The sequence below is a fragment of the Streptomyces sp. NPDC006140 genome (genome assembly GCF_040628815.1).
Lineage (GTDB): Bacteria > Actinomycetota > Actinomycetes > Streptomycetales > Streptomycetaceae > Streptomyces.
In genome coordinates, this window is the sequence record NZ_JBEXTS010000001.1 from 110,287 (window position 1) to 133,910 (window position 23,624).

The following is a 23,624-nucleotide window of genomic DNA, read 5'->3' on the forward strand; positions in this document are numbered from 1 at the left end:
CCCCTTCATGGGGGCGTACAGGAGGATCTGGCGGGGGCCGCGCGGCCGGCAGGTGGCTGTCGCGGCGGTGTTCGGGGCCGTCGCCGTGGGCGGGGCCGTCGCGTGCGAGCCGGGCAGCGGCATCAGCTCCGCGGCCGTCGCGTACACCACCGACGAGGCCGTGACCAAGGAACTCGACCGGCAGAAGGCGGGCGTGCGCTGGCTCAGTTGCACCGCCTCCTACGGCGACACCGGCAAGACGTCGGCACCGTCGCCCTCGGCGAGCGAGAAGACCGTCGCCACCGTCGACTGCCAGGGTGAGACGAAGGACGGCAAGGAGATCACCGTCGACGGCAAGGTCACCCACGCCGTCGAGGGTGCCTGCGTGCGCGGGAACATCACCGCCAAGGTCGACGGCAAGGTCTGGTTCGAGGTGGACGGGCTCGGCGACTGCAACGCCACCAGCCCGCCGCCCGTGGGCGGCGGCCCCACCCAGGGGCAGCCCGGGCCCACCGTCACCGTGACCGTCACACAGACCATCTGGTGCGACCGGTACCCCGACTGCCGCCCCGTCGAGGGCAAGTGACGTACGCGAGGGGCGAACGGCAAGTGATCCGAAGTCTGTCCGCGGCGCGCCGTTGCTGCATAGGGTGATCGGGTGACACAGTCCGCATCGCCTGCTTATCTCCGGTTCCCGCACGTGCACGGCGACCTGGTCGCCTTCACCGCCGAGGACGACGTGTGGCTCGCCCCGCTCGACGGCGGCCGGGCCTGGCGGGTCAGCGCCGACAACGTGCCGGTGACCCAGCCCCGCATCTCCCCGGACGGCACCACCGTCGCCTGGACCTCCACCCGGGACGGCGCCCCCGAGGTGCACATCGCCCCCGTCGACGGAGGCCCCGCCAAGCGCCTGACGTACTGGGGGAGTCTGAAGACCCAGGTGCGCGGCTGGACCCCGGACGGCGAGGTACTGGCGATCAGCACCCAGGGGCAGGCGAGCCTGCGCCGCACCTGGGCGCGTGCCGTCCCGCTCGACGGCGGCCCGGCCGCCACCCTGCCCTACGGCCCCGTCGGCGACATCGCCTACGGCCCGCACACGGTGCTGCTGTCCGCGCCCATGGGACGCGAGGCGGCCTGGTGGAAGCGGTACCGGGGCGGTACGGCGGGCAAGTTGTGGATCGACCGCGAAGGCGACGGCGAGTTCGTCCGGCTCCACGAGGACCTCGACGGCAACATCGAGTACCCGCTGTGGGTGGGGGACCGGGTCGCGTTCCTCTCCGACCACGAGGGCACCGGCGCGCTGTACTCCTCCCTCGCCGACGGCTCCGACCTGCGCCGCCACACCCCCCTCGAAGGCTTCTACGCCCGGCACGCCGCGACCGACGGCAGCCGGGTCGTCTACTCCAGCGCCGGTGAACTCTGGCTGCTGGACGACCTGGACGGGGCCGAGCCGCGTCGGCTCGACGTGCGCCTCGGCGGGCAGCGCGTCGACCTCCAGCCGTTCCCGGTCAACGCCGCCCGCTGGTTCGGGTCGGCGTCCCCGGACCACACCGCGCGGGGCAGCGCCGTCTCCGTGCGCGGCTCCGTCCACTGGGTCACCCACCGCTCCGGCCCCGCCCGCGCGCTGGCCGCGACGCCCGGCGTACGGGCCCGGATGCCGCGCGCCTTCCGCACGGACGGCGAGGAGTGGGTGGTGTGGGTGACGGACGCCGAGGGCGACGACGCCCTGGAGTTCGCGCCCGCCACCGGCCTCGCCCCCGGGGCGACGCCGCGCCGGCTCGCCGCCGGACAGCTCGGCCGCGTACTGGACCTCGCCATGGCGCCCGACGGCAGCCGCGCCGCCGTGGCCTCCCACGACGGGCGCCTGCTGCTCGTCGAGCGGGAGACCGGCGAGGTGCGGGAAGTCGACCGCAGTGAGGACGGCGACGTGTCGGGGCTCGTCTTCTCACCCGACTCGACCTGGCTCGCCTGGTCCCACCCCGGCCCGCGGCCCCTGTGTCAGCTGAAGCTCGCCAACACCACCGACCTGTCGGTCACCGAGGCGACCCCGCTGCGCTTCCAGGACTACGCGCCCGCGTTCACCGCCGACGGCAAGCACCTCGCGTTCCTGTCGACCCGCTCCTTCGACCCCGTCTACGACGAGCACGTCTTCGACCTGGCCTTCGTCGAAGGCGCCCGGCCGCACCTCATCACCCTCGCGGCCACGACCCCGTCACCGTTCGGGCCGCAGCGGCACGGCCGGTCCTTCGAGACGCCCGACCGGGAGGAGACCCCCGACAGCGAGGGCACCCCCACCACCCGCATCGACCTCGAAGGCCTCGCCGACCGCATCGTGCCCTTCCCGGTCGAGGCCGCCCGCTACTCCAACCTGCGGGCCGCCAAGGACGGCGTGCTGTGGCTGCGCCACCCGGTCGCCGGTGTGCTCGGCGCGTCCCGGGCCACCCCGGACGACCCCGAGCCCAAGTCCGAGCTGGAGCGGTACGACCTCGCCCAGCAGCGCGTCGAGCACCTCGCCGTCGACGCCGACCACTTCGAGGTCAGCGGCGACGGCAAGCGGGTGCTGCTGTGGACCGACGGACGGCTGAAGGTCGTCCCCAGCGACCGGCGCGCCTCGAACGACGACGACAGCGACACCAACATCACCGTCGACCTCGGCCGCGTACGCCAGTTCGTCGACCCGGCGGCCGAGTGGCGGCAGATGTTCGACGAGAACGGCCGCATCATGCGGGACCACTTCTGGCGGCCGGACATGAGCGGCGTCGACTGGGACGGCGTCCTCGACCGCTACCGCCCGGTCGTGGACCGGTGCGCCACCCATGACGACCTCGTCGACCTGCTGTGGGAGGTCCAGGGCGAACTCGGCACCTCGCACGCCTACGTCACCCCGCGCGGCGGCCGCGGCGGCGGCCCCCGTCAGGGCCTGCTCGGCGCCGACATCTCCCGCCACGAGGACGGCAGCTGGCGCGTCGACCGCATCCTGCCCTCCGAGACCTCCGACCCGGACGCCCGCAGCCCGCTGGCCGCGCCCGGCGTCGCGGTACGCCCCGGGGACGCCATCGTCGCGATCGCCGGGCAGCCCGTCGACCCGGTCGCAGGACCCGGCCCGCTCCTGATCGGCACGGCGGGCAAGCCGGTGGAGCTGACCATCTCCCCGTCCGGCGGCGGCGACCCGCGGCACGCCGTCGTCGTCCCGGTCGCCGACGAGGAGCCGCTGCGCTACCACGCCTGGGTCGCCGACCGACGTGCCTACGTCCACGAGAAGTCCGGCGGCCGCCTCGGCTACCTGCACGTCCCCGACATGCAGGCGCCCGGCTGGGCCCAGATCCACCGCGACCTGCGCGTCGAGGTCGCCCGCGAGGGCCTGGTCGTCGACGTCCGCGAGAACCGCGGCGGCCACACCTCCCAGCTCGTCGTGGAGAAACTGGCCCGCCGCGTCGTCGGCTGGGACCTGCCCCGCGGCATGCGCGCCGAGAGCTACCCGCGCGACGCGCCCCGGGGCCCGGTCGTCGCCGTAGCCAACGAGTTCTCCGGCTCCGACGGCGACATCGTCAACGCCGCGATCAAGGCCCTCGGCATCGGCCCGGTCGTCGGCACCCGCACCTGGGGTGGCGTCATCGGCATCGACAGCCGCTACCGCCTGGTCGACGGCACCCTGGTCACCCAGCCGAAATACGCCTTCTGGCTGGAGGGCTACGGGTGGGGGGTGGAGAACCACGGCGTGGATCCGGACGTGGAGGTGGTGCAGCGCCCGCAGGATCACGTGGCGGGCAGGGATGTGCAGCTCGACGAGGCCATCCGCATCGCGTTGGAGCGTTTGGAGACCAGTCCCGCGAAAACTCCCCCGGCTGTCCCGACCCTCTGAGGGGCGCGGGGCTGTGTCGATGTGCGGCTCCGCCGCGTGGGCGCGACCAGCCAAACGGCACCCGCACCCGACGACGATACGATGCCCGAGTCGGACCGAATTCGGCCAACCCCCGGAGGAAAAATGGCAGGGGAACCCCAGGACGACTGCCTGTTCTGCAAGATCGTCGCAGGCACCATCCCGGCGACGATCGTCCGCCAGACGGACACCACCGTCGCCTTCCGCGACATCAACCCCCAGGCACCCACCCACGTCCTCGTGATCCCCAAGGCCCACTACGAGAACGCCGCCGCCCTCGCCGCAGCCGACCCCGCCCTCACCGCGGACGTGCTGCGCGAGGCCCAGGCCGTCGCGGACGAGGAGAAGCTCGACAGCTACCGCCTCGTCTTCAACACCGGCAGCGGCGCCGGCCAGACCGTCTGGCACGTGCACGGCCACGTGCTCGGCGGCCGCGGCCTCGAATGGCCCCCGGGATAACCGCCTTGTCCGTACGCGAACTCGTCGTCCTCGGCACCGCCAGCCAGGTCCCCACCCGGCACCGCAACCACAACGGCTACCTGCTGCGCTGGGACGGCGAAGGCATCCTCTTCGACCCCGGTGAGGGCACACAGCGCCAGATGCTGCGCGCCGGGGTCGCCGCGCACGACCTGAACCGCATCTGCGTCACGCACTTCCACGGCGACCACTCCCTCGGCCTCGCCGGCGTGATCCAGCGCATCAACCTCGACAAGGTCCCGCACGAGATCACCGCCCACTACCCCCGCTCCGGGCAGCGCTTCTTCCACCGGCTCCGGTACGCCACCGCCTACCGCGAGACAGTCGGCATCACCGAGGCCCCGGTGGCCTCCGACGGGCCCCTCGCCCGCACCGGCGCCTACACACTGGAGGCCCGGAAGCTGTCGCACCCGGTGGAGTCGTACGGCTACCGGATCGTCGAGCCCGACGGCCGCCGCATGCTGCCCGAGCGGCTCGCCGCGCACGGCGTCAAGGGCCCGGACATCGGCCGGATCCAGCGCGAGGGCTCGCTCGGCGGGGTGTCGCTGGAGGACGTCAGCGAGGTGCGGCGCGGGCAGCGGTTCGCGTTCGTCATGGACACCCGGCTCTGCGACGGGGTGTACGCGCTGGCCGAGGGCTGCGACCTGCTCGTCATCGAGTCGACCTTCCTCGACGAGGACGAGGAACTCGCCGTGGAGCACGGTCACCTGACGGCGGCTCAGGCCGCGCGGGTGGCCCAGGAGAGCGGGGTGCGGCACCTGGTGCTGACCCACTTCAGCCAGCGCTACACCGACCCGGACGAGTTCGAGCGGCAGGCGCGGGCCGCCGGGTACGACGGTGAGCTGACCGTGGCGCACGACCTACTGAGGGTGCCGGTTCCGAAGCGTCGGTGAAACGGCCGTACGATGAATTGATGTCCCTCCCCAAAGCCGAACTGCACCTTCATATCGAAGGCACCCTGGAACCGGAACTGGCCTTCGAGCTCGCCGCGCGCAACGGCGTCACGCTGCCGTACGCCGATACGGACGAGCTGCGCGAGGCCTACCGCTTCGAGGATCTCCAGTCGTTCCTGAACCTGTACTACGAGCTCATGGCCGTCCTGCGCACCGAGCGGGACTTCGAGGACCTGGCGAACGCCTACCTGGCCCGGGCCGCCGCGCAGGGCGTGCGGCACGCGGAGATCTTCTTCGACCCGCAGGCCCACACCAGCCGCGGGCTGGAACTCGGCACGGTCGTCGAGGGGCTGTGGCGCGCGCTGGGGAGCAGCGAGGCGAACCACGGCGTCTCGACCCGGCTGATCCTGTGCTTCCTGCGCGACGAGTCCGCCGAGTCGGCGCTGGCCACGCTCGACGCGGCGGGGCCGTACCTGGACCGGATCACCGGCGTCGGCCTCGACTCGGCCGAGGTCGGGCACCCGCCGGTGAAGTTCCGCGAGGTCTACGAGGCCGCCGCCGCGCTCGGCCTGCGGCGGGTCGCCCACGCGGGCGAGGAGGGCCCGCCGGAGTACATCACCCAGGCGCTGGACGTGCTCGGCGTCGAGCGCGTCGACCACGGGCTGCGCTGCGTGGAGGACCCGGCGCTGGTGGAGCGGCTGGTGCGGGACCGGGTGCCGCTGACGCTCTGCCCGCTGTCCAACGTCCGGCTGCGGACCGTCGACACCCTCGCCGACCACCCGCTGCCCGCCATGCTGGACGCCGGCCTGATGTGCACGGTCAACTCCGACGACCCGGCCTACTTCGGCGGCTACGCCGGCGACAACTTCGACGCCGTCCGCGACACGCTGGGCCTGGGCGAGGAGCGGCTGCGGGAACTCGCCCGCAACTCCTTCCTCGCCTCGTTCCTGGAGGACGACGAGGAGCTGCGGGCGCGGTACCTCGCCGAAGTCGAGGCGTACACCTTCGCGTAGGGGTCAGAGGACCTCCGACCCCGCCTTGCCGTAGGCGCGCTGGGCGGGGACGGCGGGGGTGTCCACGGGGATCTCCACCACCGGCTGCTCCGGGGCGCCGATCTCGGGGATCGCGCCGGTCGGGGTGCCGGTGGCGGCGGCGACCAGGGCGGCCGGGTGCCCGCCGCGGCGGCGGATCGCGCCGGGCAGCAGCGGGCGTCCGCCGGTATGCAGGGCGACGGCGGTCATCGGCAGGGCGATCATCAGCAGCCCGGCGCCGAGGACCGCGCCCATGGCCGGGAACCCGGCCTGCGCCGAGAGCACACTGCCGGTCAGCGGCCCGGCGGCCGTGCCCAGCGAGGACGCCGAGCCGACCAGCACCGCCCAGCGCCCGCGCGGGTCGAGCGAGGCGGCGAGCCCGATCAGGTACGACAGCACCACCGGGTACAGCGTGTTCCAGGCGATCTCGCCGGCCGCGAAGCTCGTCAGGCCGGTGGCGGAGGCGCTCAGCACGATGCAGCCGGCGATGAGGACCGTGCCCGCGCCGATCGGCACCGCGCGTCCCAGCCGTGCCCCGAGCGCGCCCGCGGCCAGGACGCCGGTCAGTCCGGCGCCCAGTGCCACGGCGAAGACGGCACCGACGGTGGCCTCGCTGAGGTGGGCCTGCGTCAGCCCGATCCGTCCGCTGACGCCCCACAGGGAGTTCTGGGCGAGCGACCAGCACACCATGGCGGCGGCCAGCACCAGCCCCGAACGGGCGTGCGGCAACCGGGCCTTGTCCTGCCGGGCGGGAGCGGCGGGCGTACCGGCCGGGAGGCGGCCGGTCAGCGGCCACACGGCCAGGGCCGTGAGGGCGATCGCGGCCAGGGGCAGGCCGTGCCCCGGGCCGAGGTGCGGCACGGTCAGATACACCGCGCCCGCGAGGGCGGAGACGCTGAGCAGCCCGGCGGTGGAGGCCCGGTGCGGGTCCCGTTGGGCCGCGATGAGGGTGGCGGCGACGGTGGTGGCCGTGCCGGATCCGAACCCGCCGACCATCGCACCGGCGACGACGGCCGGGACGGCGGTGGTCAGGGCGGCACCGCCGTAGCCGAGCAGGGCCAGGGCGAGACCGAGGCGGGCGAGGGCGCGGGCCCCGATCCGTTCGACCCGTGAGGCGAGGGCGAAACCGGCGGCGGCCGAACTCAGCAGCAGGGCGCTGCCGACGGCACCGGCCTGCGTGGCGGAGAGCGGAAGGTCCGAGTCGAGCCGGCCGACGGTGGTCGGCAGCAGATACGGAGCGAGGTACCCGGCCGTGAAAAGGGCGACGAGGGGCCAGGGTGTGGTGCGGGGGGCGAGCACGGGCGTTCCCAGGGCATGCGAAAGGAGCGGAAGAGAAAGGGGGATGGGCGACGACCGTCGACGGACAGGAACGCGCGGGCAATTTGTATCAAGCAAGCAGTCGGGCACGGGAGCCCAGGGGGTGTGATGTGGAGCACGTTGCGTTTGGGGTGGTGAAGTCCGGGTAGAAGAGCGCCCTTTTCGGGTGAACGAGCGCTCTTTTACGAGGTGATGTCCGCGCCTTCGGCTAGCGCCAGTGCACCGATCCGGCCCCCGCCGGCGCCGTCGCCTCGATCTTCGCCCGGATCTCCCGCATCACGGCGACGATGCGCTCCTCGTGCTCCGGGGTGAGCCGGGCGACCGGCACCGAGCAGCTGATCGCGTCCTGCGCGGGGGTGTCGTAGCGCAGCGCGAACCCGAAGCCGACGATCCCGGGCACGCCCTCCTCGCGGTCCTCGGACCAGCCGCGGGCCCGGGTCCGCGCGAGGTCGGCCGCGAGGGACTCCCGGCTGGTGTGCGAGTTCGGGGTCAGCGCCTCGTACGGCCCCTCGGGCAGCTCCGCGTCGGGGCGTTCCGCCAGCAGCGCCTTGCCCAGGGCGCCGGCGTGCGCGGGCAGCCGCCGCCCCACCCGGCTGATGGTCCGCAGGTACTCGTGCGACTCCCGCGTGGCCAGGTACGCCACGTCCCGGCCGTCCAGCCGGCCCATGTGGATCGTCTCGCCGAGCGCCTCGGATGCCTCGTCGAGATACGGCCGTACGACCCGGACCCGGGGGTCGGAGTCGAGGTAGCTGGTGCCGGTGAGCAGGGCGTGGATGCCGATGCCGTACAGGGAGCCGGTGACGTCGGTGCGGACCCAGCCGTGCGCGATCAGGGTCTGCAGCAGCGCGTACATCGAGCTGCGCGGCACGCCGAGTTCAGCGGCCAGCTCCTGGAGCCGGGCCGGGCGGTCGCCGCGCGCCGCGAGGAGTTCCAGCAGCTCGACCGTGCGCGCCGCGGACTTCACCTCGCGGACGCCCCCTGTGTCTGACATGCGCCGATGGTAATCGGGCCGCCGCGCGCGGTTGACGCCCCCTGTTCGTATATCTAACCTTCATTCTCATACGTAGATGGCGTCTACATAAGGAGATGCTCGTGAGCGCTGGACCGGCAGCGGTCGCACACCGGCTGCGGGAGGGCATGGCGGGCGGCGTGCTGTCGTTCCCGCTGACCAGCTTCCGCGACGACGGCACCCTCGACCCGGACGGCTTCCGCGCCTACCTCGCGGACCGGCTCGCCGCCTCGCCCGGCGCGGTCTTCCCCGCCTGCGGCACCGGCGAGTTCTTCTCCCTCGACGAGGACGAGTACCGGCAGGTCGTCAGCCTCACCGTCGAGGAGGCGGCCGGCCGCGTCCCCGTCGTCGCGGGCATCGGCTACGGCTGGGCGCAGGCCGTCCGCTTCGCGCGCATCGCCGAGGACGCCGGAGCCGACGCGCTCCTGGTCCTCCCGCACTACCTCGTCGCCGCCCCGCAGGACGGCCTGGTCGCCCAGCTGGAACAGATCGCCGCCCGCACGTCACTGCCCCTGATCGCCTACCAGCGGGGCCAGGTCGCCTTCACCGCCGAGTCGCTCAAGCGGGTCGCCGCCCTGCCGAACGTCATCGGCCTCAAGGACGGCCACAGCGACCTCGACCGGCTGCAACGCCTCACGCTGGCCGCGCCCGAGGACTTCCTGTTCTTCAACGGCGCCGCCACCGCCGAGATCCAGGCCCGCGCCTACGCCACCGTCGGCGTCCCCGCCTACTCCTCCGCCGTGCACGCCTTCGCCCCCGAGATCGCCGGCGCCTTCTTCACCGCCCTGCGCGACGGCGACCACGGCACCGTCGACAAACTGCTGCGCGGCTTCTACGTCCCCCTCGTCGAACTGCGCGACCGCGTCCCCGGGTACGCCGTGTCGCTGGTGAAGGCGGCGGCCCGGCTGCGCGGGCACGCCGTGGGCCCCGTCCGCGCCCCGCTCACCGACCCCTCGCCCGCCGACCTGGCCGCCCTCCGCGCCGTCCTCACCGCCGGACTCGACCTCGTGGGAGCCGCCCTGTGAACCTCACCATCACGGACGTACGGCTGACGCCCATCCTGGTCGCGGACCCGCCGCTGCTGAACACGCAGGGCGTGCACCAGCCGTACACGCCCCGGCTGATCGTCGAGGTCGTCACGGCGGACGGGATCACCGGCGTGGGGGAGACCTACGGCGACACCAAGTACCTGGAGCCGGCCCGGCCCTTCGCCGAGCGGCTGAAGGGACGCCAGGTCAGCGATCTGAACGGGCTGTTCACGGTCGCGGACGAGGTGGCCGTGGACGCCTCCCGGGTGGAGAACGCCGTCGACGTCGGCGGCCTGCGGGGCGTCCAGACGGCCGACAAGCTGCGGCTGTCCGTCGTCTCCGGCTTCGAGGTCGCCTGCCTCGACGCCCTCGGCAAGGCGCTCGGACTGCCCGTGCACGCGCTGCTCGGCGGCAAGGTGCGCGACGCCGTCGAGTACAGCGCCTACCTGTTCTACAAGTGGGCCGGCCACCCCGAGGGCGTGCCGGCCGAGCGGGACGACTGGGGTGCCGCCGTCGATCCGGCCGGGGTGGTGGAGCAGGCCCGGCGGTTCACGGAGCGGTACGGCTTCACCTCCTTCAAGCTCAAGGGCGGCGTCTTCCCGCCGGACGAGGAGATCGCCGCCGTACGGGCCCTCGCCGAGGCCTTCCCCGGGCACCCGCTGCGGCTGGACCCCAACGGCGCCTGGTCGGTCGAGACCTCCCTGCGCGTGGCCGAGGAACTCGGGGACGTCCTCGAGTACCTGGAGGACCCCACCCTCGGCACCACCGGCATGGCCGAGGTCGCCGCGAAGACCGGCGTGCCGCTCGCCACCAACATGTGCGTGACGACCTTCGCCGAGATCAAGGAGGCGTTCGGCAAGGACGCCGTCCAGGTCGTGCTCTCCGACCACCACTACTGGGGCGGACTGCGCAACACCCAGCAACTCGCCGCCGTCTGCCGCACCTTCGGCGTCGGCGTGTCCATGCACTCCAACACCCACCTGGGCATCTCCCTCGCCGCCATGACCCACGTCGCGGCCACCGTCCCGGACCTCCACCACGCCTGCGACTCCCACTACCCCTGGCAGTCCGAGGACGTCCTGACCGAACGGCTCGCCTTCGAGGGCGGCAAGGTGACGGTGTCCGACGCCCCCGGGCTCGGCGTGGAGCTCGACCGCGAGCGGCTGGCCGTACTGCACCGGCGGTGGCTGGACGACGACGGCGCGCTGCGGGACCGCGACGACGCGGCGGCCATGCGGATCGCCGACCCCGCCTGGGTGACCCCCTCGGTGCCGCGCTGGTAGGGCCTGCGCTTTTTGCGGGGCGGGGGGCGCGCGGAGCCCGGCGCGAGCTGACGGGACGGGTGGGTCCGGCGTGATCGGCGTCACGTTGCCGGTGATGTGGTGCACACTGGCCTGATCCGCACCACGTCAGGGAGCGCATCGTGATCGCGTCCACCGCCCCGGCAGGAAAGGGCCCGGCCGGAAAGGGATCGCACCGCCAGACCCAGGTCGATCCCCTCGCCCCGCTGCGCACGCCGGACGACCCGCCCTGGGACGTCTACCTCACCGGCACCGTCTTCCTCGACATCATCTTCACCGGCCTCGACTCCGCCCCGGTCCGCGGGACGGAGTCCTGGGCCCGCGGGATGGGGTCGAGCCCCGGCGGCGTCGCCAACATGGCCACCGCGCTGGCCCGCCTCGGCCTGAGGACGTCCCTCGCGGCGGCCTTCGGCGACGACCACTACGGCGACTACTGCTGGGACGCCCTGGAGCACGGCGAGGGCATCGACCTCTCCCCGTCGCGCACGGTGCCCGGCTGGCACTCCCCGGTGACCGTCTCCATGGCGTACGAGGGGGAGCGCACGATGGTCTCGCACGGCCACGAACCGCCCCCCGAGGAGCCCGCCCCCGAGTGCCCGCCCCGCGCCCGCGCCGCCGTCGCCTCCCTCGCGCCCGGTGTCAGCGCGCCCTGGATCGCCCAGGCCGCGAGCAAGGGCACCCGCGTCTTCGGCGACGTCGGCTGGGACGACACCGGCGCGTGGGACCTGGCGGCACTGCCCGACCTGCGGCACTGCGAGGCGTTCCTGCCGAACGCCGAGGAGGCCATGCGGTACACGCGCGCCGACTCCCCCCGGGCGGCCGCGCACGCCCTGACCGAGTACGTGCCGATCGCGGTGGTCACGCTCGGATCGGACGGGGCGTACGCGGTGGACCGGCGTACGGGGGAGACGGCGGAGGTGCCGGCCATCGAGGTCGAGGCCCTGGATCCGACGGGGGCCGGGGACGTGTTCGTCGCCGGGTTCGTGGCCGGGACACTGGCGGACTGGCCGCTGGCGGACCGGCTGGCGTTCGCCGGGCTGACGGCGGCGCTGTCGGTGCAGGAGTTCGGGGGGTCGTTGTCGGCGCCGGGGTGGTCGGAGATCGCGGCGTGGTGGCGGCGGGTGCAGTCGGTCGAGGGGCAGGATCCGGCGGCGTTGCGGCGGTACGGGTTCCTTGCCGGGCTCGTGTCGGAGGAGTTGGTGAGGCCCTGGCCGTTGCGGCGGGCCGTGCCGACGATCGGGTTCCGCCGCTCGGCGTGACGCCCCGCGGCTGCCGCTCCCGGCACGGTCGGTTGACGGGAGCTGTCGCGTCCGTTTCAAACCCCACGCCCAAAACCCCTACGGCGTTGTCACTCCCCCGTCGTACCCTGGGAATCGCGAGGCCGCCCTCAGCTGTGCGGCCGTGACGAGGAGGAACCGCAGGCCTTAAGCGCCGGCCCATGACTCAGACACCCACAGCTCACACCCCCGCGCAGGAGCAGGCGAGAGCGCAGTTCACCGTCCCCGCCCAGCACCCCATGGTGACCGTCCTGGGGTCCGGCGACTCCCTCCTGCGCGTGATCGAGAAGGCCTTCCCGGCGGCCGACATCCATGTCCGGGGCAATGAGATCAGCGCGGTCGGCGACCCCGTGGACGTCGCCCTCATTTCGCGCGTGTTCGACGAGATGATGCTGGTGCTCCGCACCGGGCAGCCGATGACGGAGGACGCAGTGGAACGCTCGATCGCCATGCTGAAGGCGAGCGAGAACGGGGAGAGCGACGGCCAGGAGACCCCGGCCCAGGTGCTCACGCAGAACATCCTGTCCTCGCGAGGCCGCACGATCCGTCCCAAGACGCTCAACCAGAAGCGCTACGTGGACGCGATCGACAAGCACACGATCGTCTTCGGCATCGGCCCCGCGGGCACCGGCAAGACGTACCTGGCGATGGCCAAGGCGGTGCAGGCCCTGCAGTCCAAGCAGGTCAACCGCATCATCCTGACCCGCCCGGCGGTCGAGGCCGGCGAGCGGCTCGGCTTCCTCCCGGGCACGCTCTACGAGAAGATCGACCCGTACCTGCGCCCGCTCTACGACGCGCTGCACGACATGCTCGACCCGGACTCGATCCCGCGCCTGATGGCGGCGGGCACGATCGAGGTCGCGCCGCTCGCCTACATGCGCGGCCGCACGCTCAACGACGCCTTCATCATCCTGGACGAGGCGCAGAACACGAGCCCCGAGCAGATGAAGATGTTCCTCACCCGCCTCGGCTTCGACTCGAAGATCGTGATCACGGGTGACGTGACGCAGGTCGACCTCCCGGACGGGACGAAGAGCGGTCTGCGCCAGGTGCAGGACATCCTGGACGGCGTCGAGGACGTCCACTTCTCCCGGCTCTCGTCCCACGACGTCGTACGGCACAAGCTGGTGGGCCGTATCGTCGACGCGTACGAGAAGTACGACACCAAGCACGGCACCCAGAACGGCGCGCACAAGAGCCGTGGCAAGTCCGCGCACAAGGGGAAGTAGACACACACAGCACCATGTCGATCGACGTCAACAACGAGTCCGGCACCGAGGTCGACGAGCAGGCGATCCTCGACATCGCCCGCTACGCGCTCGCGCGGATGCGCATCCACCCGCTCTCCGAACTCTCGGTGATCGTCGTGGACGCCGACGCCATGGAGCAGCTCCACATCCAGTGGATGGACCTGCCGGGCCCCACGGATGTCATGTCCTTCCCGATGGACGAGCTGCGTCCGCCGTCCAAGGACGACGACGAGCCGCCGCAGGGGCTGCTCGGCGACATCGTGCTCTGCCCCGAGGTCGCCGAGAAGCAGGGCAAGGAAGCGGAGACGCAGCACTCCATGGACGAGGAGCTCCAACTGCTCACCGTCCACGGCGTGCTGCACCTGCTGGGCTACGACCACGAGGAACCGGACGAGAAGGCCGAGATGTTCGGCCTCCAGGCGGCCATCGTGGACGGCTGGCGCGCGGAGCGGGGCCTGACCGGCCAGTCCCCGGCGCCGACCGTCTCGTAAGCCGCCCATGAGTCCGCAGCTCGCCCTCGGCGCGATCGCCCTGGTCGTGGTCGCCTGGCTCGCCGCCTGCGCGGAGGCGGGCCTCGCGCGCGTCTCCAGCTTCCGCGCCGAGGAGGCCGTGCGCTCCGGCCGCCGGGGCAGCGCCAAGCTCTCCCAGGTCGCCGCCGACCCCACGCGCTATCTGAACGTGGCGCTGCTGGTCCGCGTCGCCTGCGAGATGGCCGCCGCCGCGCTGATCACGTACGGCTGCCTGATGGAGTTCGACCACACCACCGAGGCCCTCCTGATCGCCATCGCGGTCATGGTCCTCGTGTCGTACGTCGCCGTCGGCGTCTCGCCGCGCACCATCGGCCGCCAGCACCCGCTGAACACGGCGACGGTCTCCGCGTACGTCCTGGTGCCGCTGGCCCGGGTCATGGGCCCGATCCCGTCGCTGCTGATCCTCATCGGCAACGCGCTCACCCCCGGCAAGGGCTTCCGGCGCGGCCCCTTCGCCTCCGAGGCGGAGCTGCGGGCGCTGGTCGACCTCGCCGAGAAGGAGTCCCTCATCGAGGACGACGAGCGCCGCATGGTGCACTCCGTCTTCGAACTGGGCGACACCCTGGTACGGGAGGTCATGGTCCCGCGCACGGACCTGGTGGTCATCGAGCGCTTCAAGACCATCCGCCAGGCCCTCACCCTCGCCCTGCGCTCCGGCTTCTCCCGCATCCCGGTCACCGGCGAGAGCGAGGACGACATCGTCGGGATCGTGTACCTGAAGGACCTGGTCCGCAAGACGCACATCAGCCGCGACGCCGAGTCCGAGCAGGTGTCCACGGCGATGCGCCCGGCGTTCTTCGTGCCCGACACCAAGAACGCCGGCGACCTGCTGCGCGAGATGCAGAAGGAACGCAACCACGTAGCCGTCGTCATCGACGAGTACGGCGGCACGGCCGGCATCGTCACCATCGAGGACATCCTCGAGGAGATCGTCGGCGAGATCACCGACGAGTACGACCGCGAACTGCCCCCGGTGGAGGACCTCGGCGGGGACCGCTACCGGGTCACCGCCCGCCTCGACATCGGCGACCTGGGCGAGCTGTACGGCCTGGACGCCTTCGACGACGAGGACGTCGAGACGGTCGGCGGTCTGCTCGCGAAGGCCCTGGGCCGGGTCCCCATCGCCGGCGCGTCGGCCGTCGTGGAACTCCCCGACGGCCGGGAGCTGCGCCTGACCGCCGAGGCCGCGGCCGGCCGCCGGAACAAGATCGTGACGGTGCTGGCGGAGCCGGTGGGCCCGGTGGACCCACCCCGGGACGAGGAGGAGAAGCCGGAATGACGCCCCAGGAGCTGCGCGCCTTCTGCCTGTCCTTCAACGCGGCCGTCGAGGACTTCCCGTTCAGCCCGGAGATCTCCGTCTTCAAGGTGCGGGGCAAGCTGTTCGCCCTGTCGTACCTCGACGCGCGGCCCCTGACGGTCAACCTCAAGTGCGACCCGGAGGACGCGATCCGGCTCCGCGAGGAGCACCCGGGCCTGATCGTCCCCGGCTGGCACATGAACAAGCGCCACTGGAACACGGTCACGGCCGACGGCGGCCTCCCGGACCAGCTGGTCCGGGAGCTCGTCGAGGACTCCTACGACCTGGTCGTCGCCGGCCTACCGCGCGCCGAGCGCCTCCGCCTCGACCGCTCCTGAGGCGCCCCTGCGGGGCCGCAGACCCACCGCGACCAGCACCGCGGCCGCCAGCACGATCGCCGCGTCCAGGGCCAGCACGGTGTGCACGCCGGACAGCAGGTCACCGGAGGTCGTCGCGAGCACGCCCAGCAGCGGGATGCCGACCGTGATGCCGACCTGCTGAGTGGAGGTGACCAGGCCGGTGGCCAGGCCCTGCTCCTCGTCGGGCACCCCGGAGGTGACGGTCACGCCGTAGGAGATGATCGCGCCCAGATGGCTCATGCTGGCCAGCGCGACGCCGGCCGTGGCGAGCCAGACCGACCAGCCGCCCGTGCCGAGCCCCAGCAGGGCGGCGATGAGCACGCCCTGTCCCGCGAGCGAGACGACCAGGGTGCGGTGGGCGCCGAGGCGGCCGATGACCCTCGGGGCGTACGAGCCCGCCACCGCCGACAGCACGCCCTGCACACCGAAGACCAGGCCCGTCTCGAAGGCCGACAGGCGCAGCACCTCCTGGAGGTACAGCGTCAGCACGAAGACGACCGTCGACATCATCGAGAAGGTGACCAGACCGCCCAGGTTGCCCCACGCCACCGTGCGGCGGCGCAGCATCGGCAGGGACACCAGGGGCGCCTCGGTACGCGACTCGACGACGGCGAAGGCGGTGAGCAGCAGCACGCCGGCGACCAGGGTCACCAGCACGTCCGTCCGGCCGAAGCCGTGGTCGGCCGCCGTCGACAGGGCGTAGATCAGGGACAGCAGACCGCCGGTGACGGTGACCGCGCCCGGCACGTCCAGGCGAGGTCGGTCCGGGGTGCGGGACTCGGGGAGCAAGGCGGGGGCCAGGGGCAGCACGATCAGGGCGAACAGCGTCAGCAGGCCCATCGTCGAGCGCCAGCCGAGCAGATCGGTCAGCACACCGCCGGCCACCATGCCGACGGTGAAGCCGAGGGAGAGCAGCGTCCCCGAGATGCCGAGGGCGCGGTCCCGGGCGGGTCCCTCGGCGAACGTCGTGGTCAGCAGGGACATGCCGGTCGGCACGATCGCCGCCGCGCCGATCCCCTGGAGCGCCCGGCCCGCGAGGAACGACGCCGGGTCCCAGGCGAAGGTCGCCAGCAGCGAGGCCGCGCCGAACAGGGCGAGGCCGGAGAGGAACAGTCTGCGGCGGCCGTACAGGTCGCCGATCCGGCCGAAGAGCAGCAGGAAGCCGCCGGACGGCAGCGCGAACGCCGTGACCGCCCACTGCAGCGCGGACTGGCTCATGCCGAGGTCCGCGCCGAGGACGGGCAGGGCGACGTTCAGGACGGAGAAGTCGAGCGCGACCATGAACTGGGCCGCGCACAGCACGAAGAGGACGAGCTTGTCGCGCGTCGACAGCCGGGGGCTGCCGGGCCGTGCGGTCGCTGGGGGACGGGAGGTGTCGATCGCCATGCCCACGAGCCTGCGTCCGCCGGAATAGCCGTGGGGAGCGGCAAGTTGTCCTGGTGGTGGCACCACCAGGCAAGAACGAGGGGATCCTTACGTGCCCGAGGACGTGCTGAAGTCCCAACGGCGGAGCGAGCTGCGTGAGTTCCTGATGAGCCGGCGCGCCCGCGTCTCCCCGGCCGAGGTCGGCCTGCCCGACGGCGGGGCCCGGCGCCGGACGCCGGGGCTGCGGCGCGAGGAGGTCGCCGTGCTCGCCGGTGTCGGGGCCTCCTGGTACCAGTGGCTGGAGCAGGGCCGGGACATCTCCGTCTCCCCGCAGGTCCTGGACTCCGTCGCCCGGGTGCTGCGGCTGCGCGACGCCGAGCGGCGGCACCTGTACCTGCTGGCCGGGCTCAATCCGCCGGTGCCCGCGGTGGAGCCGGAGCGGCGGGACATGTGCGACGGGCTGCGGCGGCTGATCGACACGTGGATGCCGTACCCGGCGCACATCATGGACGCGTACTACAACTGCGTGCTGTACAACGACGCCGCCGCGATCGTGCTCGGCATGCGTCCCGACTACACGCAGAACTGTCTCGTCGACTTCTTCACCGACCCGCTGTACCGGTCCCGTTCGCGCAGCTGGGAGCGGAACGCCCGGGCGGTCGTCGCGCAGTTCCGCGCGGCCTGCTCGGCCCACCCCGACGACGAGGGCTACCGGGAGGTCCTGGCCCGGGCGAGGGCCGCGAGCCCCGAGTTCGTCCGGCTGTGGGAGGAGCGGGACATCGAGGACGCGGGGCAGATCCGCAAGGAGCTGGACCACCCGCTGGTGGGACTGCTGTGCGTGGAGGCGACGGCGCTGAAGGTGCCGGTGCGGCCCGACCTGACGATCGTCCTGCACACCCCGCTGGACGAGGCGGACACCGCGGCCAAGCTGGAGTGGCTGGCCTCGCCGGAGGGGCGCCGGGGAGCCCTGTACCCCGTGGCCGGATAACCCTGCTTCGCTCCGTATGCTCGGCTCATGACCGACACCAGCGCGCTTGACCCCGAGGACCGCAAGATCGTCACCCTGGCCCGCTCCGCCCGGGCCCGCAACGGCGTGCCCGAGGGGGCGGCCGTGCGCGACGAGACCGGGCGTACGTATGTCGCGGGGACGGTGGCCCTCGCGTCCCTGAAGCTCAGCGCCCTGCAGACGGCGGTGGCGATGGCGGTGGCCTCCGGGGCGACCTCGCTGGAGGCGGCGGCGGTGGTGACGCAGGCGGAGACCGTGTCCGACGAGGACCGGGCGGCGGTACGGGACCTCGGCGGGGCCGGGACGCCGGTGCTGCTGGCCGGTCCGGACGGAACGGTTCGCGCCACGGTGACCGCTGGCTGAAGTCCATGGTGTAACCGGCGGTAAGTAGGCCAGATTTCAACCTTGCCGCCGCCCGCACCTCGCGCATCAATGGAACCGTCAGTTCCGACGGACCGTCAGGTTCGGCTCTCCGCAATGCGACCCGAGCCGTCCCCCCACACGGAAACGGAGCCGGAATCCCATGAGATGCAAGCGAATCGGAGCAGGTGCGGCACTGGCGGCCGGGGCCCTCGCGGCCACCGGGCTGGCCTTCGCCCCCGCGGCCCTCGCCGTCACCCCCCAGACGGCGACCATCAACGCCGACTGCGGCACCTTCGGCAGCGGCACCGCCACGCTCACGGCCACCCAGGACGGCACCGCCGCCACCGTCACCGTCAAGTCCTCCGCGATCACCGCACCGATCGCGCTCGGCGCGGACTCGATCTCGTCCACGCTCACGCTGGTGAAGGCCGGTGGCGGCACCGTCACCTTCACCGGCAAGGAGAACCCGGCGATGGCCGCCGGCGCCCCCGTCGAGGTCGGCCCCCTCAACGGCACCGTGGCCTCCGGCGACAGCCTGGAGGCCTTCGGCGGCTCGCTGAAGATGACCGTCTTCGGCATCACCATCACCTGCACGGCGGCCGGGCCGCAGTCACCGGGCCCGTTCGTGTTCGACTGAGCCGCAGCGAGGCGGCCCCGGTGTCAGAGCGCGTCGGGGCCGCGCTCGCCCGTCCGCACCCGCACGACCGTGTCCACGGGCAGCGCCCAGACCTTGCCGTCGCCGATCTTGCCGGTGTGCGCGGCCTTCACGACCGCGTCGATGACGGCCTCGGCGTCCGCGTCCTCGACGACGACCTCGATCCGGACCTTCGGCACCAGGTCCACCTGGTACTCGGCGCCGCGGTACACCTCGGTGTGGCCGCGCTGCCGGCCGTAGCCGCTGGCCTCGGAGACGGTCAGACCGTGCACGCCGAGTTCCTGCAGGGCGTTCTTGACCTCGTCGAGGCGGTACGGCTTGACGATCGCGGTGATGAGCTTCATGCCTGGGGGGTGACCTTCTGGGCGGGGGAGACGACGGAGGAGGAGACCGGGGCGCCGTGGCCCAGGACCCCGTGATCGTAGGCCGTCTCGGCGTGCACCGTAAGGTCCAGGCCGGTCCGCTCCTGCTCCTCGCTCGCCCGCAGGCCCATCGTGACGTCGATCAGCTTGCCGATCCCGTACGTCACCCCGAACGCGTACGCCGCGACGACCACCACGGCCACCAGCTGCTTCCCGAGCTGGGCGAGGCCGCCGCCGTACAGGAGGCCCTCGGCGCCGCCGGTCATCGACTCCACGGCGAAGACGCCGATGAGGAGCGTGCCGATGACACCGCCGACCAGGTGGACGCCGACGACGTCCAGGGAGTCGTCGTAGTTCAGCTTGAACTTCCAGCTCACGGCATACGAGCAGACCGTGCCGGCGGCGAGGCCGACGACCAGCGCGCCGAGCAGGGAGACCGACCCGCAGGACGGGGTGATGGCGACCAGACCGGCGACCGCGCCGGACGCGGCGCCCAGGGTCGTCGGGTGGCCGTCGCGCTTCTGCTCGACGAAGAGCCAGCCGAGCAGGCCGGTGCAGCCCGCGGCGAGGGTGTTGAGGAACGCGGCGGCCGCGAGGCCGTTGGCACCGAGCGCGGAGCCGGCGTTGAAGCCGAACCAGCCGAACCAGAGCAGACCGGCGCCGAGCATCACCATGGGCAGGTTGTGCGGGCGCATGGAGTCCTTCTTGAAGCCCAGGCGGGGGCCCAGGACCAGGCACAGCGCGAGTCCCGAGGCGCCGGAGACGATCTCCACGGGCAGTCCGCCCGCGAAGTCGAGCGCGCCGAGCCGTTCCAGGATCCAGCCACCCGGGCCCCACACCCAGTGCGCGACCGGAACGTATACGAGCAGCGCCCACACGGGCACGAAGACCAGCCACGCCCCGAACTTCGCCCGGTCGGCGACCGCGCCGCTGACCAGGGCGGCCGTGATGATCGCGAAGGTGAGCTGGAAGGTGGCGAAGAGGAGGGTGGGGACCGTGCCGTGGACGCTGTCCGGACCGAGGCCGCCCATGCCGGCGTGGCCGAGCCCGCCGATGAGCCCGCCGGCGGCATCCTCCCCGAAGGCGAGCGAGTAGCCGGCCGCCAGCCACACCACCGTGACCAGGGCGATCGACACGAAGCTCATCATCAGCATGTTGAGCACGCTCTTCGTGCGGACCATGCCGCCGTAGAACAGGGCCAGGCCCGGGGTCATCAGCAGGACGAGGGCGGTGGCGGCGAGCAGCCAGGCGGTGTCGCCGGTGTCGGCGTGTGCGGCGGCCAGGGGCACGGTGTCTCCAACGGGTGGGGGCTCCGGGGGCTCGTCAGAGGGTCACCGGCGTGCGTTTCCGGTTGCGTACGGGTGTGTTTCCGTGACGTTTCGTTGCGTGAGGGTTTCCGGAAGCTCACCGCGCACGTCCGGTACGGGGCGGCTTCGGGGATCAGGGAGAATGGGCGGCATGAGCGTTCGTACCCAGTCATCCGAAGAGCCTGCCGGAGCCGTCCACAGGGCCGGTTTCGCCTGCTTCGTGGGCCGCCCCAACGCGGGCAAGTCCACCCTCACGAACGCTCTGGTCGGCCAGAAGGTGGCGATCACGGCGAACCAGCCGCAGACGACGCGGCACACCGTGCGGGGCATCGTGCACCGCCCGGACGCCCAGCTGATCCTGGTCGACACCCCGGGGCTCCACAAGCCGCGCACCCTGCTGGGCGAGCGGCTCAACGACGTCGTGCGCACGACGTGGGCCGAGGTGGACGTGATCGGCTTCTGCCTCCCGGCGAACGAGAAGCTCGGCCCCGGCGACCGCTTCATCGCGAAGGAACTGGCGTCCATCAAGAAGACGCCGAAGATCGCGATCGTCACGAAGACCGACCTGGTGGACGGCAAGACGCTCGCCGAGCAGCTCATCGCGGTCGACCAGCTCGGCAAGGAGCTGGGCTTCGAGTGGGCGGAGATCGTCCCGGTGTCGGCGGTCGGCGACAAGCAGGTGGGCCTGCTGGCCGACCTGATCGTCCCGCTGCTGCCGGAGGGTCCGGCGCTCTACCCGGACGGCGAGCTCACCGACGAGCCCGAGCAGGTCATGATCGCGGAGCTGATCCGTGAGGCCGCGCTGGAGGGCGTCCGCGACGAGCTGCCCCACTCCATCGCGGTCGTCGTCGAGGAGATGCTCCCCCGCGAGGGCCGCCCCGCCGACAAGCCCCTCCTCGACATCCACGCCTTCGTCTACATCGAGCGCCCCAGCCAGAAGGGCATCATCATCGGCCCCAAGGGCAAGCGCCTGAAGGAGGTCGGCATCAAGTCCCGCAAACAGATCGAGGCCCTGCTGGGCACACCGGTCTTCCTCGACCTCCACGTGAAGGTCGCGAAGGACTGGCAACGGGATCCGAGGCAGTTGCGCAAACTGGGGTTCTGAGGCCCCCAGGCGCTACGACACCGTCGCCAGGCTCGCCCACACGGCGTTTCCGCCGGTGAGGGGCGAGCGGGTGATGCCCCAGCTGTCGGCTATCTCCCGGACCAGCAGCAGGCCGCGGCCGCCCTCGTCGTCCGGGCCGGGGCAGCGTTCGGGGATGCCGCGGCCCGTGAGGTCCCCGTCGTGGACCTCCAGCCGGAAGCACTCCTCCGGCAGCAGCCGCACACCGCACAGGATCCGTTCGCTGAGCGTGTGCAGCACGGCGTTGGTCACCAGCTCGGACACGAGCAGGACGGCGTTCGCGCACACCTCGTCGGGCACCTGCCACGCCGCCAGCCGCGCCCGCGTGGCATGCCGGGCGGCTCTGACACTGGCCCGGTGCGGCGGCAGCTCCAGCCAGTGGGTGCGGCCCGGGCGCACCGCGTCCAGGAACCGGGGGGTGGAAGTCGTGTGGGGGGACACGGCGTTCGCCTTCCGTGGGGGATGGGCGCAGTCATGGAAGGGACGAGCGGACAACGGACCGTCCGGACAAGGGGAGTTCGCAGTTCCGGCTCCTGGTCACAGAAGCAACTATGCGCGCAGTGCAGTTCACGCTGCAACCATCTCCCTGATAATTTCAGAAGGACGGTATCGCGCCGCCCCCGGATACGGCGGAACGATCAACTCCTGCTCAGGCCCACGCCGGTGACAACCCCTCAGGGAGGCAGTGCGTGAACGACGCGCGATCAGGCACCGGCGCCCCCACCGTCCTCCGCATGATCCTCGGCCGCCGGCTCCAGGAGGCCCGCCAGGCCGCGGGCCTCTCCCTCGACGATGCGGCCAAGGCCCTGCGCGTGACACCGCTGACCATCCGCCGCCTGGAGAAGGCCGAGGTCGGCCTGAAGATCCTCTACGTCGAGAAGCTGCTGGAGACCTACGGCGCGGGCCGGCAGGAGATCGACGAGTTCGTCGCCCTGGCCGAGCGGGCCAACGAGCCCGGCTGGTGGCACCCCTACCGGGACGTGATGCCGTCCTGGTTCACCGCCTACGTCAGCCTGGAGACCGGCGCCAGAACCCTGCGCACCTACGAGCCGCAGTACGTCACCGGCCTGCTCCAGACCCCCGGATACGCGCGCGCCGTACTGCGCGGCGGCTTCCCCAACGACAGCGAGGACGACCTCGACCGGCGCGTGGAGCTGCGGCTGCGCCGCCAGAGCCTGCTCACGAGACCGGACGCGCCCACGCTGTGGGTGGTGATGGAGGAGGCCGTGCTGCACCGCGTGGTCGGCGGCCCCGAGGTGATGCGGGAGCAGATCGACCGGCTGCTGGAGGTGTCCGAGCTGGAGCACGTCAGCGTCGACATCGTGCCGTTCTCCGCCGGCGCCCACGTCGGGGCGTGCGCACCCTTCACCTACTTCCGGTTCGAGGAGCGGGAGCTGCCCGACATCGTCTACAGCGAGATCCTCTCCGCCTCCGTCTACCTGGACCAGCGCGCCGACGTCGTGGCCCATCTGGAGGCGCACAACCGGCTGTCGCTGAAGACCTCGTCCGCGGACAGCAAGGCGCTGTTGAACCGCATGCGGAAGGAGTACTCATGACCATCGCCCAGGGCACCGTCTACAACGGGATGCCCGCGTCGGACCTCGGGGAACAGGGCTGGGAACGTCCCTGGAGCGGCCCGAACGGGGGCCAGTGCGTCGAGACGAAGCAGCTCGCCGACGGCCGCGTGGCGGTCCGCCAGTCGGCGGACCCGGCCGGCCCCGCCCTGATCTACACGCCCGAGGAGATCACCGCGTTCGTCGCGGGGGTCAAGCAGGGCCTCGCCGACCATCTGACGGCCCGCTGAAAGCCCACTGA

The 23,624-nt window shown here is 72.3% G+C and carries 24 protein-coding genes; 18 read left to right on the forward strand and 6 right to left on the reverse strand.

Going from position 1 to position 23,624, the window contains the following annotated elements:
• Nucleotides 1-7: 7 nt before the first annotated feature.
• From ABZ386_RS00450 to ABZ386_RS00470, 5 genes are all read left to right on the forward strand, one after another.
• Complete coding sequence (locus tag ABZ386_RS00450) at nucleotides 8-565, forward strand: hypothetical protein (protein WP_351346217.1); 558 nt, start codon at nucleotides 8-10, stop codon at nucleotides 563-565.
• A 72-nt stretch (nucleotides 566-637) separates the two neighbouring features.
• Entirely contained in the window at nucleotides 638-3,841 is a 3,204-nt protein-coding gene (locus ABZ386_RS00455) for a S41 family peptidase (RefSeq protein ID WP_351346219.1), read from the forward strand.
• Nucleotides 3,842-3,964: 123 nt separating this feature from the next.
• Nucleotides 3,965-4,318, forward strand: coding sequence for a histidine triad nucleotide-binding protein (locus ABZ386_RS00460; protein ID WP_114252364.1), 354 nt, complete (start codon nucleotides 3,965-3,967; stop codon nucleotides 4,316-4,318).
• A 5-nt stretch (nucleotides 4,319-4,323) separates the two neighbouring features.
• Nucleotides 4,324-5,229, forward strand: a complete 906-nt coding sequence (locus ABZ386_RS00465) for a ribonuclease Z (protein WP_358962723.1) — start codon at nucleotides 4,324-4,326, stop codon at nucleotides 5,227-5,229.
• Nucleotides 5,230-5,249: 20 nt separating this feature from the next.
• Nucleotides 5,250-6,242 (forward strand): adenosine deaminase, encoded by a 993-nt coding sequence (locus ABZ386_RS00470; RefSeq protein ID WP_351346223.1) that lies wholly within the window; start codon nucleotides 5,250-5,252, stop codon nucleotides 6,240-6,242.
• A gap of 3 nt (nucleotides 6,243-6,245) precedes the next feature.
• On the opposite strand, the gene ABZ386_RS00475 is transcribed toward ABZ386_RS00470, so the two are convergent.
• Entirely contained in the window at nucleotides 6,246-7,559 is a 1,314-nt protein-coding gene (locus ABZ386_RS00475; protein ID WP_358962726.1) for an MFS transporter, read from the reverse strand.
• A 226-nt stretch (nucleotides 7,560-7,785) separates the two neighbouring features.
• A complete protein-coding gene (locus ABZ386_RS00480) occupies nucleotides 7,786-8,568 on the reverse strand; it encodes an IclR family transcriptional regulator (RefSeq protein WP_351346227.1) in 783 nt (260 codons plus the stop codon).
• A 95-nt stretch (nucleotides 8,569-8,663) separates the two neighbouring features.
• On the opposite strand from ABZ386_RS00480, the gene ABZ386_RS00485 reads away from it, so the two are divergent.
• The 7 genes from ABZ386_RS00485 to ABZ386_RS00515 all read left to right on the forward strand — a co-directional run bounded on the left by ABZ386_RS00485 (nucleotide 8,664) and on the right by ABZ386_RS00515 (nucleotide 15,607).
• The gene (locus tag ABZ386_RS00485) at nucleotides 8,664-9,611 is read left to right on the forward strand and encodes a 5-dehydro-4-deoxyglucarate dehydratase (protein ID WP_351346229.1); all 948 of its coding nucleotides are present in this window, start codon (nucleotides 8,664-8,666) and stop codon (nucleotides 9,609-9,611) included.
• Complete coding sequence (locus tag ABZ386_RS00490; RefSeq protein ID WP_356499403.1) at nucleotides 9,608-10,897, forward strand: glucarate dehydratase family protein; 1,290 nt, start codon at nucleotides 9,608-9,610, stop codon at nucleotides 10,895-10,897. Before ABZ386_RS00485 ends, ABZ386_RS00490 begins: the two co-directional genes overlap by 4 nt.
• Before the next feature lie 140 nt (nucleotides 10,898-11,037).
• Nucleotides 11,038-12,174, forward strand: a complete 1,137-nt coding sequence (locus tag ABZ386_RS00495; RefSeq protein WP_351346231.1) for a PfkB family carbohydrate kinase — start codon at nucleotides 11,038-11,040, stop codon at nucleotides 12,172-12,174.
• Between the two features lie 179 nt (nucleotides 12,175-12,353).
• Nucleotides 12,354-13,421 carry a PhoH family protein gene (locus ABZ386_RS00500; RefSeq protein ID WP_114252348.1) on the forward strand — a complete coding sequence of 356 codons (1,068 nt, stop codon included), beginning with the start codon at nucleotides 12,354-12,356 and terminating at the stop codon, nucleotides 13,419-13,421.
• 14 nt (nucleotides 13,422-13,435) lie between these two features.
• The gene (gene ybeY / locus ABZ386_RS00505; protein WP_358962728.1) at nucleotides 13,436-13,933 is read left to right on the forward strand and encodes an rRNA maturation RNase YbeY; all 498 of its coding nucleotides are present in this window, start codon (nucleotides 13,436-13,438) and stop codon (nucleotides 13,931-13,933) included.
• Nucleotides 13,934-13,940: 7 nt separating this feature from the next.
• Entirely contained in the window at nucleotides 13,941-15,251 is a 1,311-nt protein-coding gene (locus ABZ386_RS00510; RefSeq protein WP_355712937.1) for a hemolysin family protein, read from the forward strand.
• Nucleotides 15,248-15,607, forward strand: coding sequence for an MmcQ/YjbR family DNA-binding protein (locus tag ABZ386_RS00515; protein WP_356672550.1), 360 nt, complete (start codon nucleotides 15,248-15,250; stop codon nucleotides 15,605-15,607). Before ABZ386_RS00510 ends, ABZ386_RS00515 begins: the two co-directional genes overlap by 4 nt.
• On the opposite strand, the gene ABZ386_RS00520 is transcribed toward ABZ386_RS00515, so the two are convergent.
• The gene (locus ABZ386_RS00520) at nucleotides 15,569-17,014 is read right to left on the reverse strand and encodes an MFS transporter (RefSeq protein WP_355712932.1); all 1,446 of its coding nucleotides are present in this window, start codon (nucleotides 17,012-17,014) and stop codon (nucleotides 15,569-15,571) included. The genes ABZ386_RS00515 and ABZ386_RS00520 overlap by 39 nt on opposite strands.
• Before the next feature lie 145 nt (nucleotides 17,015-17,159).
• Here ABZ386_RS00520 and ABZ386_RS00525 point away from each other — a divergent pair, with 145 nt between their 5' ends.
• From ABZ386_RS00525 to ABZ386_RS00535, 3 genes are all read left to right on the forward strand, one after another.
• The gene (locus ABZ386_RS00525) at nucleotides 17,160-17,981 is read left to right on the forward strand and encodes a helix-turn-helix transcriptional regulator (RefSeq protein WP_355712987.1); all 822 of its coding nucleotides are present in this window, start codon (nucleotides 17,160-17,162) and stop codon (nucleotides 17,979-17,981) included.
• A 27-nt stretch (nucleotides 17,982-18,008) separates the two neighbouring features.
• On the forward strand, nucleotides 18,009-18,362 hold the full coding sequence (locus ABZ386_RS00530) for a cytidine deaminase (protein WP_351346242.1): 354 nt from the start codon (nucleotides 18,009-18,011) through the stop codon (nucleotides 18,360-18,362).
• A gap of 160 nt (nucleotides 18,363-18,522) precedes the next feature.
• On the forward strand, nucleotides 18,523-18,999 hold the full coding sequence (locus ABZ386_RS00535) for a hypothetical protein (protein ID WP_351346244.1): 477 nt from the start codon (nucleotides 18,523-18,525) through the stop codon (nucleotides 18,997-18,999).
• A gap of 23 nt (nucleotides 19,000-19,022) precedes the next feature.
• Here ABZ386_RS00535 and ABZ386_RS00540 read toward each other — a convergent pair whose 3' ends face one another.
• Both ABZ386_RS00540 and ABZ386_RS00545 read right to left on the reverse strand, forming a co-directional pair.
• Nucleotides 19,023-19,361, reverse strand: coding sequence for a P-II family nitrogen regulator (locus ABZ386_RS00540; RefSeq protein WP_053669183.1), 339 nt, complete (start codon nucleotides 19,359-19,361; stop codon nucleotides 19,023-19,025).
• Nucleotides 19,358-20,668 carry an ammonium transporter gene (locus ABZ386_RS00545; RefSeq protein ID WP_356669997.1) on the reverse strand — a complete coding sequence of 437 codons (1,311 nt, stop codon included), beginning with the start codon at nucleotides 20,666-20,668 and terminating at the stop codon, nucleotides 19,358-19,360. The genes ABZ386_RS00540 and ABZ386_RS00545 overlap by 4 nt, the downstream gene beginning before the upstream one ends.
• 160 nt (nucleotides 20,669-20,828) lie before the next feature.
• On the opposite strand from ABZ386_RS00545, the gene era reads away from it, so the two are divergent.
• Nucleotides 20,829-21,791: a GTPase Era gene (era, locus tag ABZ386_RS00550; protein WP_351346248.1), complete on the forward strand. Its 963-nt coding sequence runs from the start codon at nucleotides 20,829-20,831 to the stop codon at nucleotides 21,789-21,791.
• A 12-nt stretch (nucleotides 21,792-21,803) separates the two neighbouring features.
• Here era and ABZ386_RS00555 read toward each other — a convergent pair whose 3' ends face one another.
• Nucleotides 21,804-22,250, reverse strand: coding sequence for an ATP-binding protein (locus ABZ386_RS00555; protein WP_351346250.1), 447 nt, complete (start codon nucleotides 22,248-22,250; stop codon nucleotides 21,804-21,806).
• A gap of 248 nt (nucleotides 22,251-22,498) precedes the next feature.
• On the opposite strand from ABZ386_RS00555, the gene ABZ386_RS00560 reads away from it, so the two are divergent.
• Together ABZ386_RS00560 and ABZ386_RS00565 are read left to right on the forward strand one after the other, a co-directional pair.
• Nucleotides 22,499-23,365 (forward strand): helix-turn-helix transcriptional regulator, encoded by an 867-nt coding sequence (locus ABZ386_RS00560; protein WP_356617359.1) that lies wholly within the window; start codon nucleotides 22,499-22,501, stop codon nucleotides 23,363-23,365.
• The gene (locus ABZ386_RS00565) at nucleotides 23,362-23,613 is read left to right on the forward strand and encodes a DUF397 domain-containing protein (protein ID WP_114252333.1); all 252 of its coding nucleotides are present in this window, start codon (nucleotides 23,362-23,364) and stop codon (nucleotides 23,611-23,613) included. Before ABZ386_RS00560 ends, ABZ386_RS00565 begins: the two co-directional genes overlap by 4 nt.
• Nucleotides 23,614-23,624: the final 11 nt, after the last annotated feature.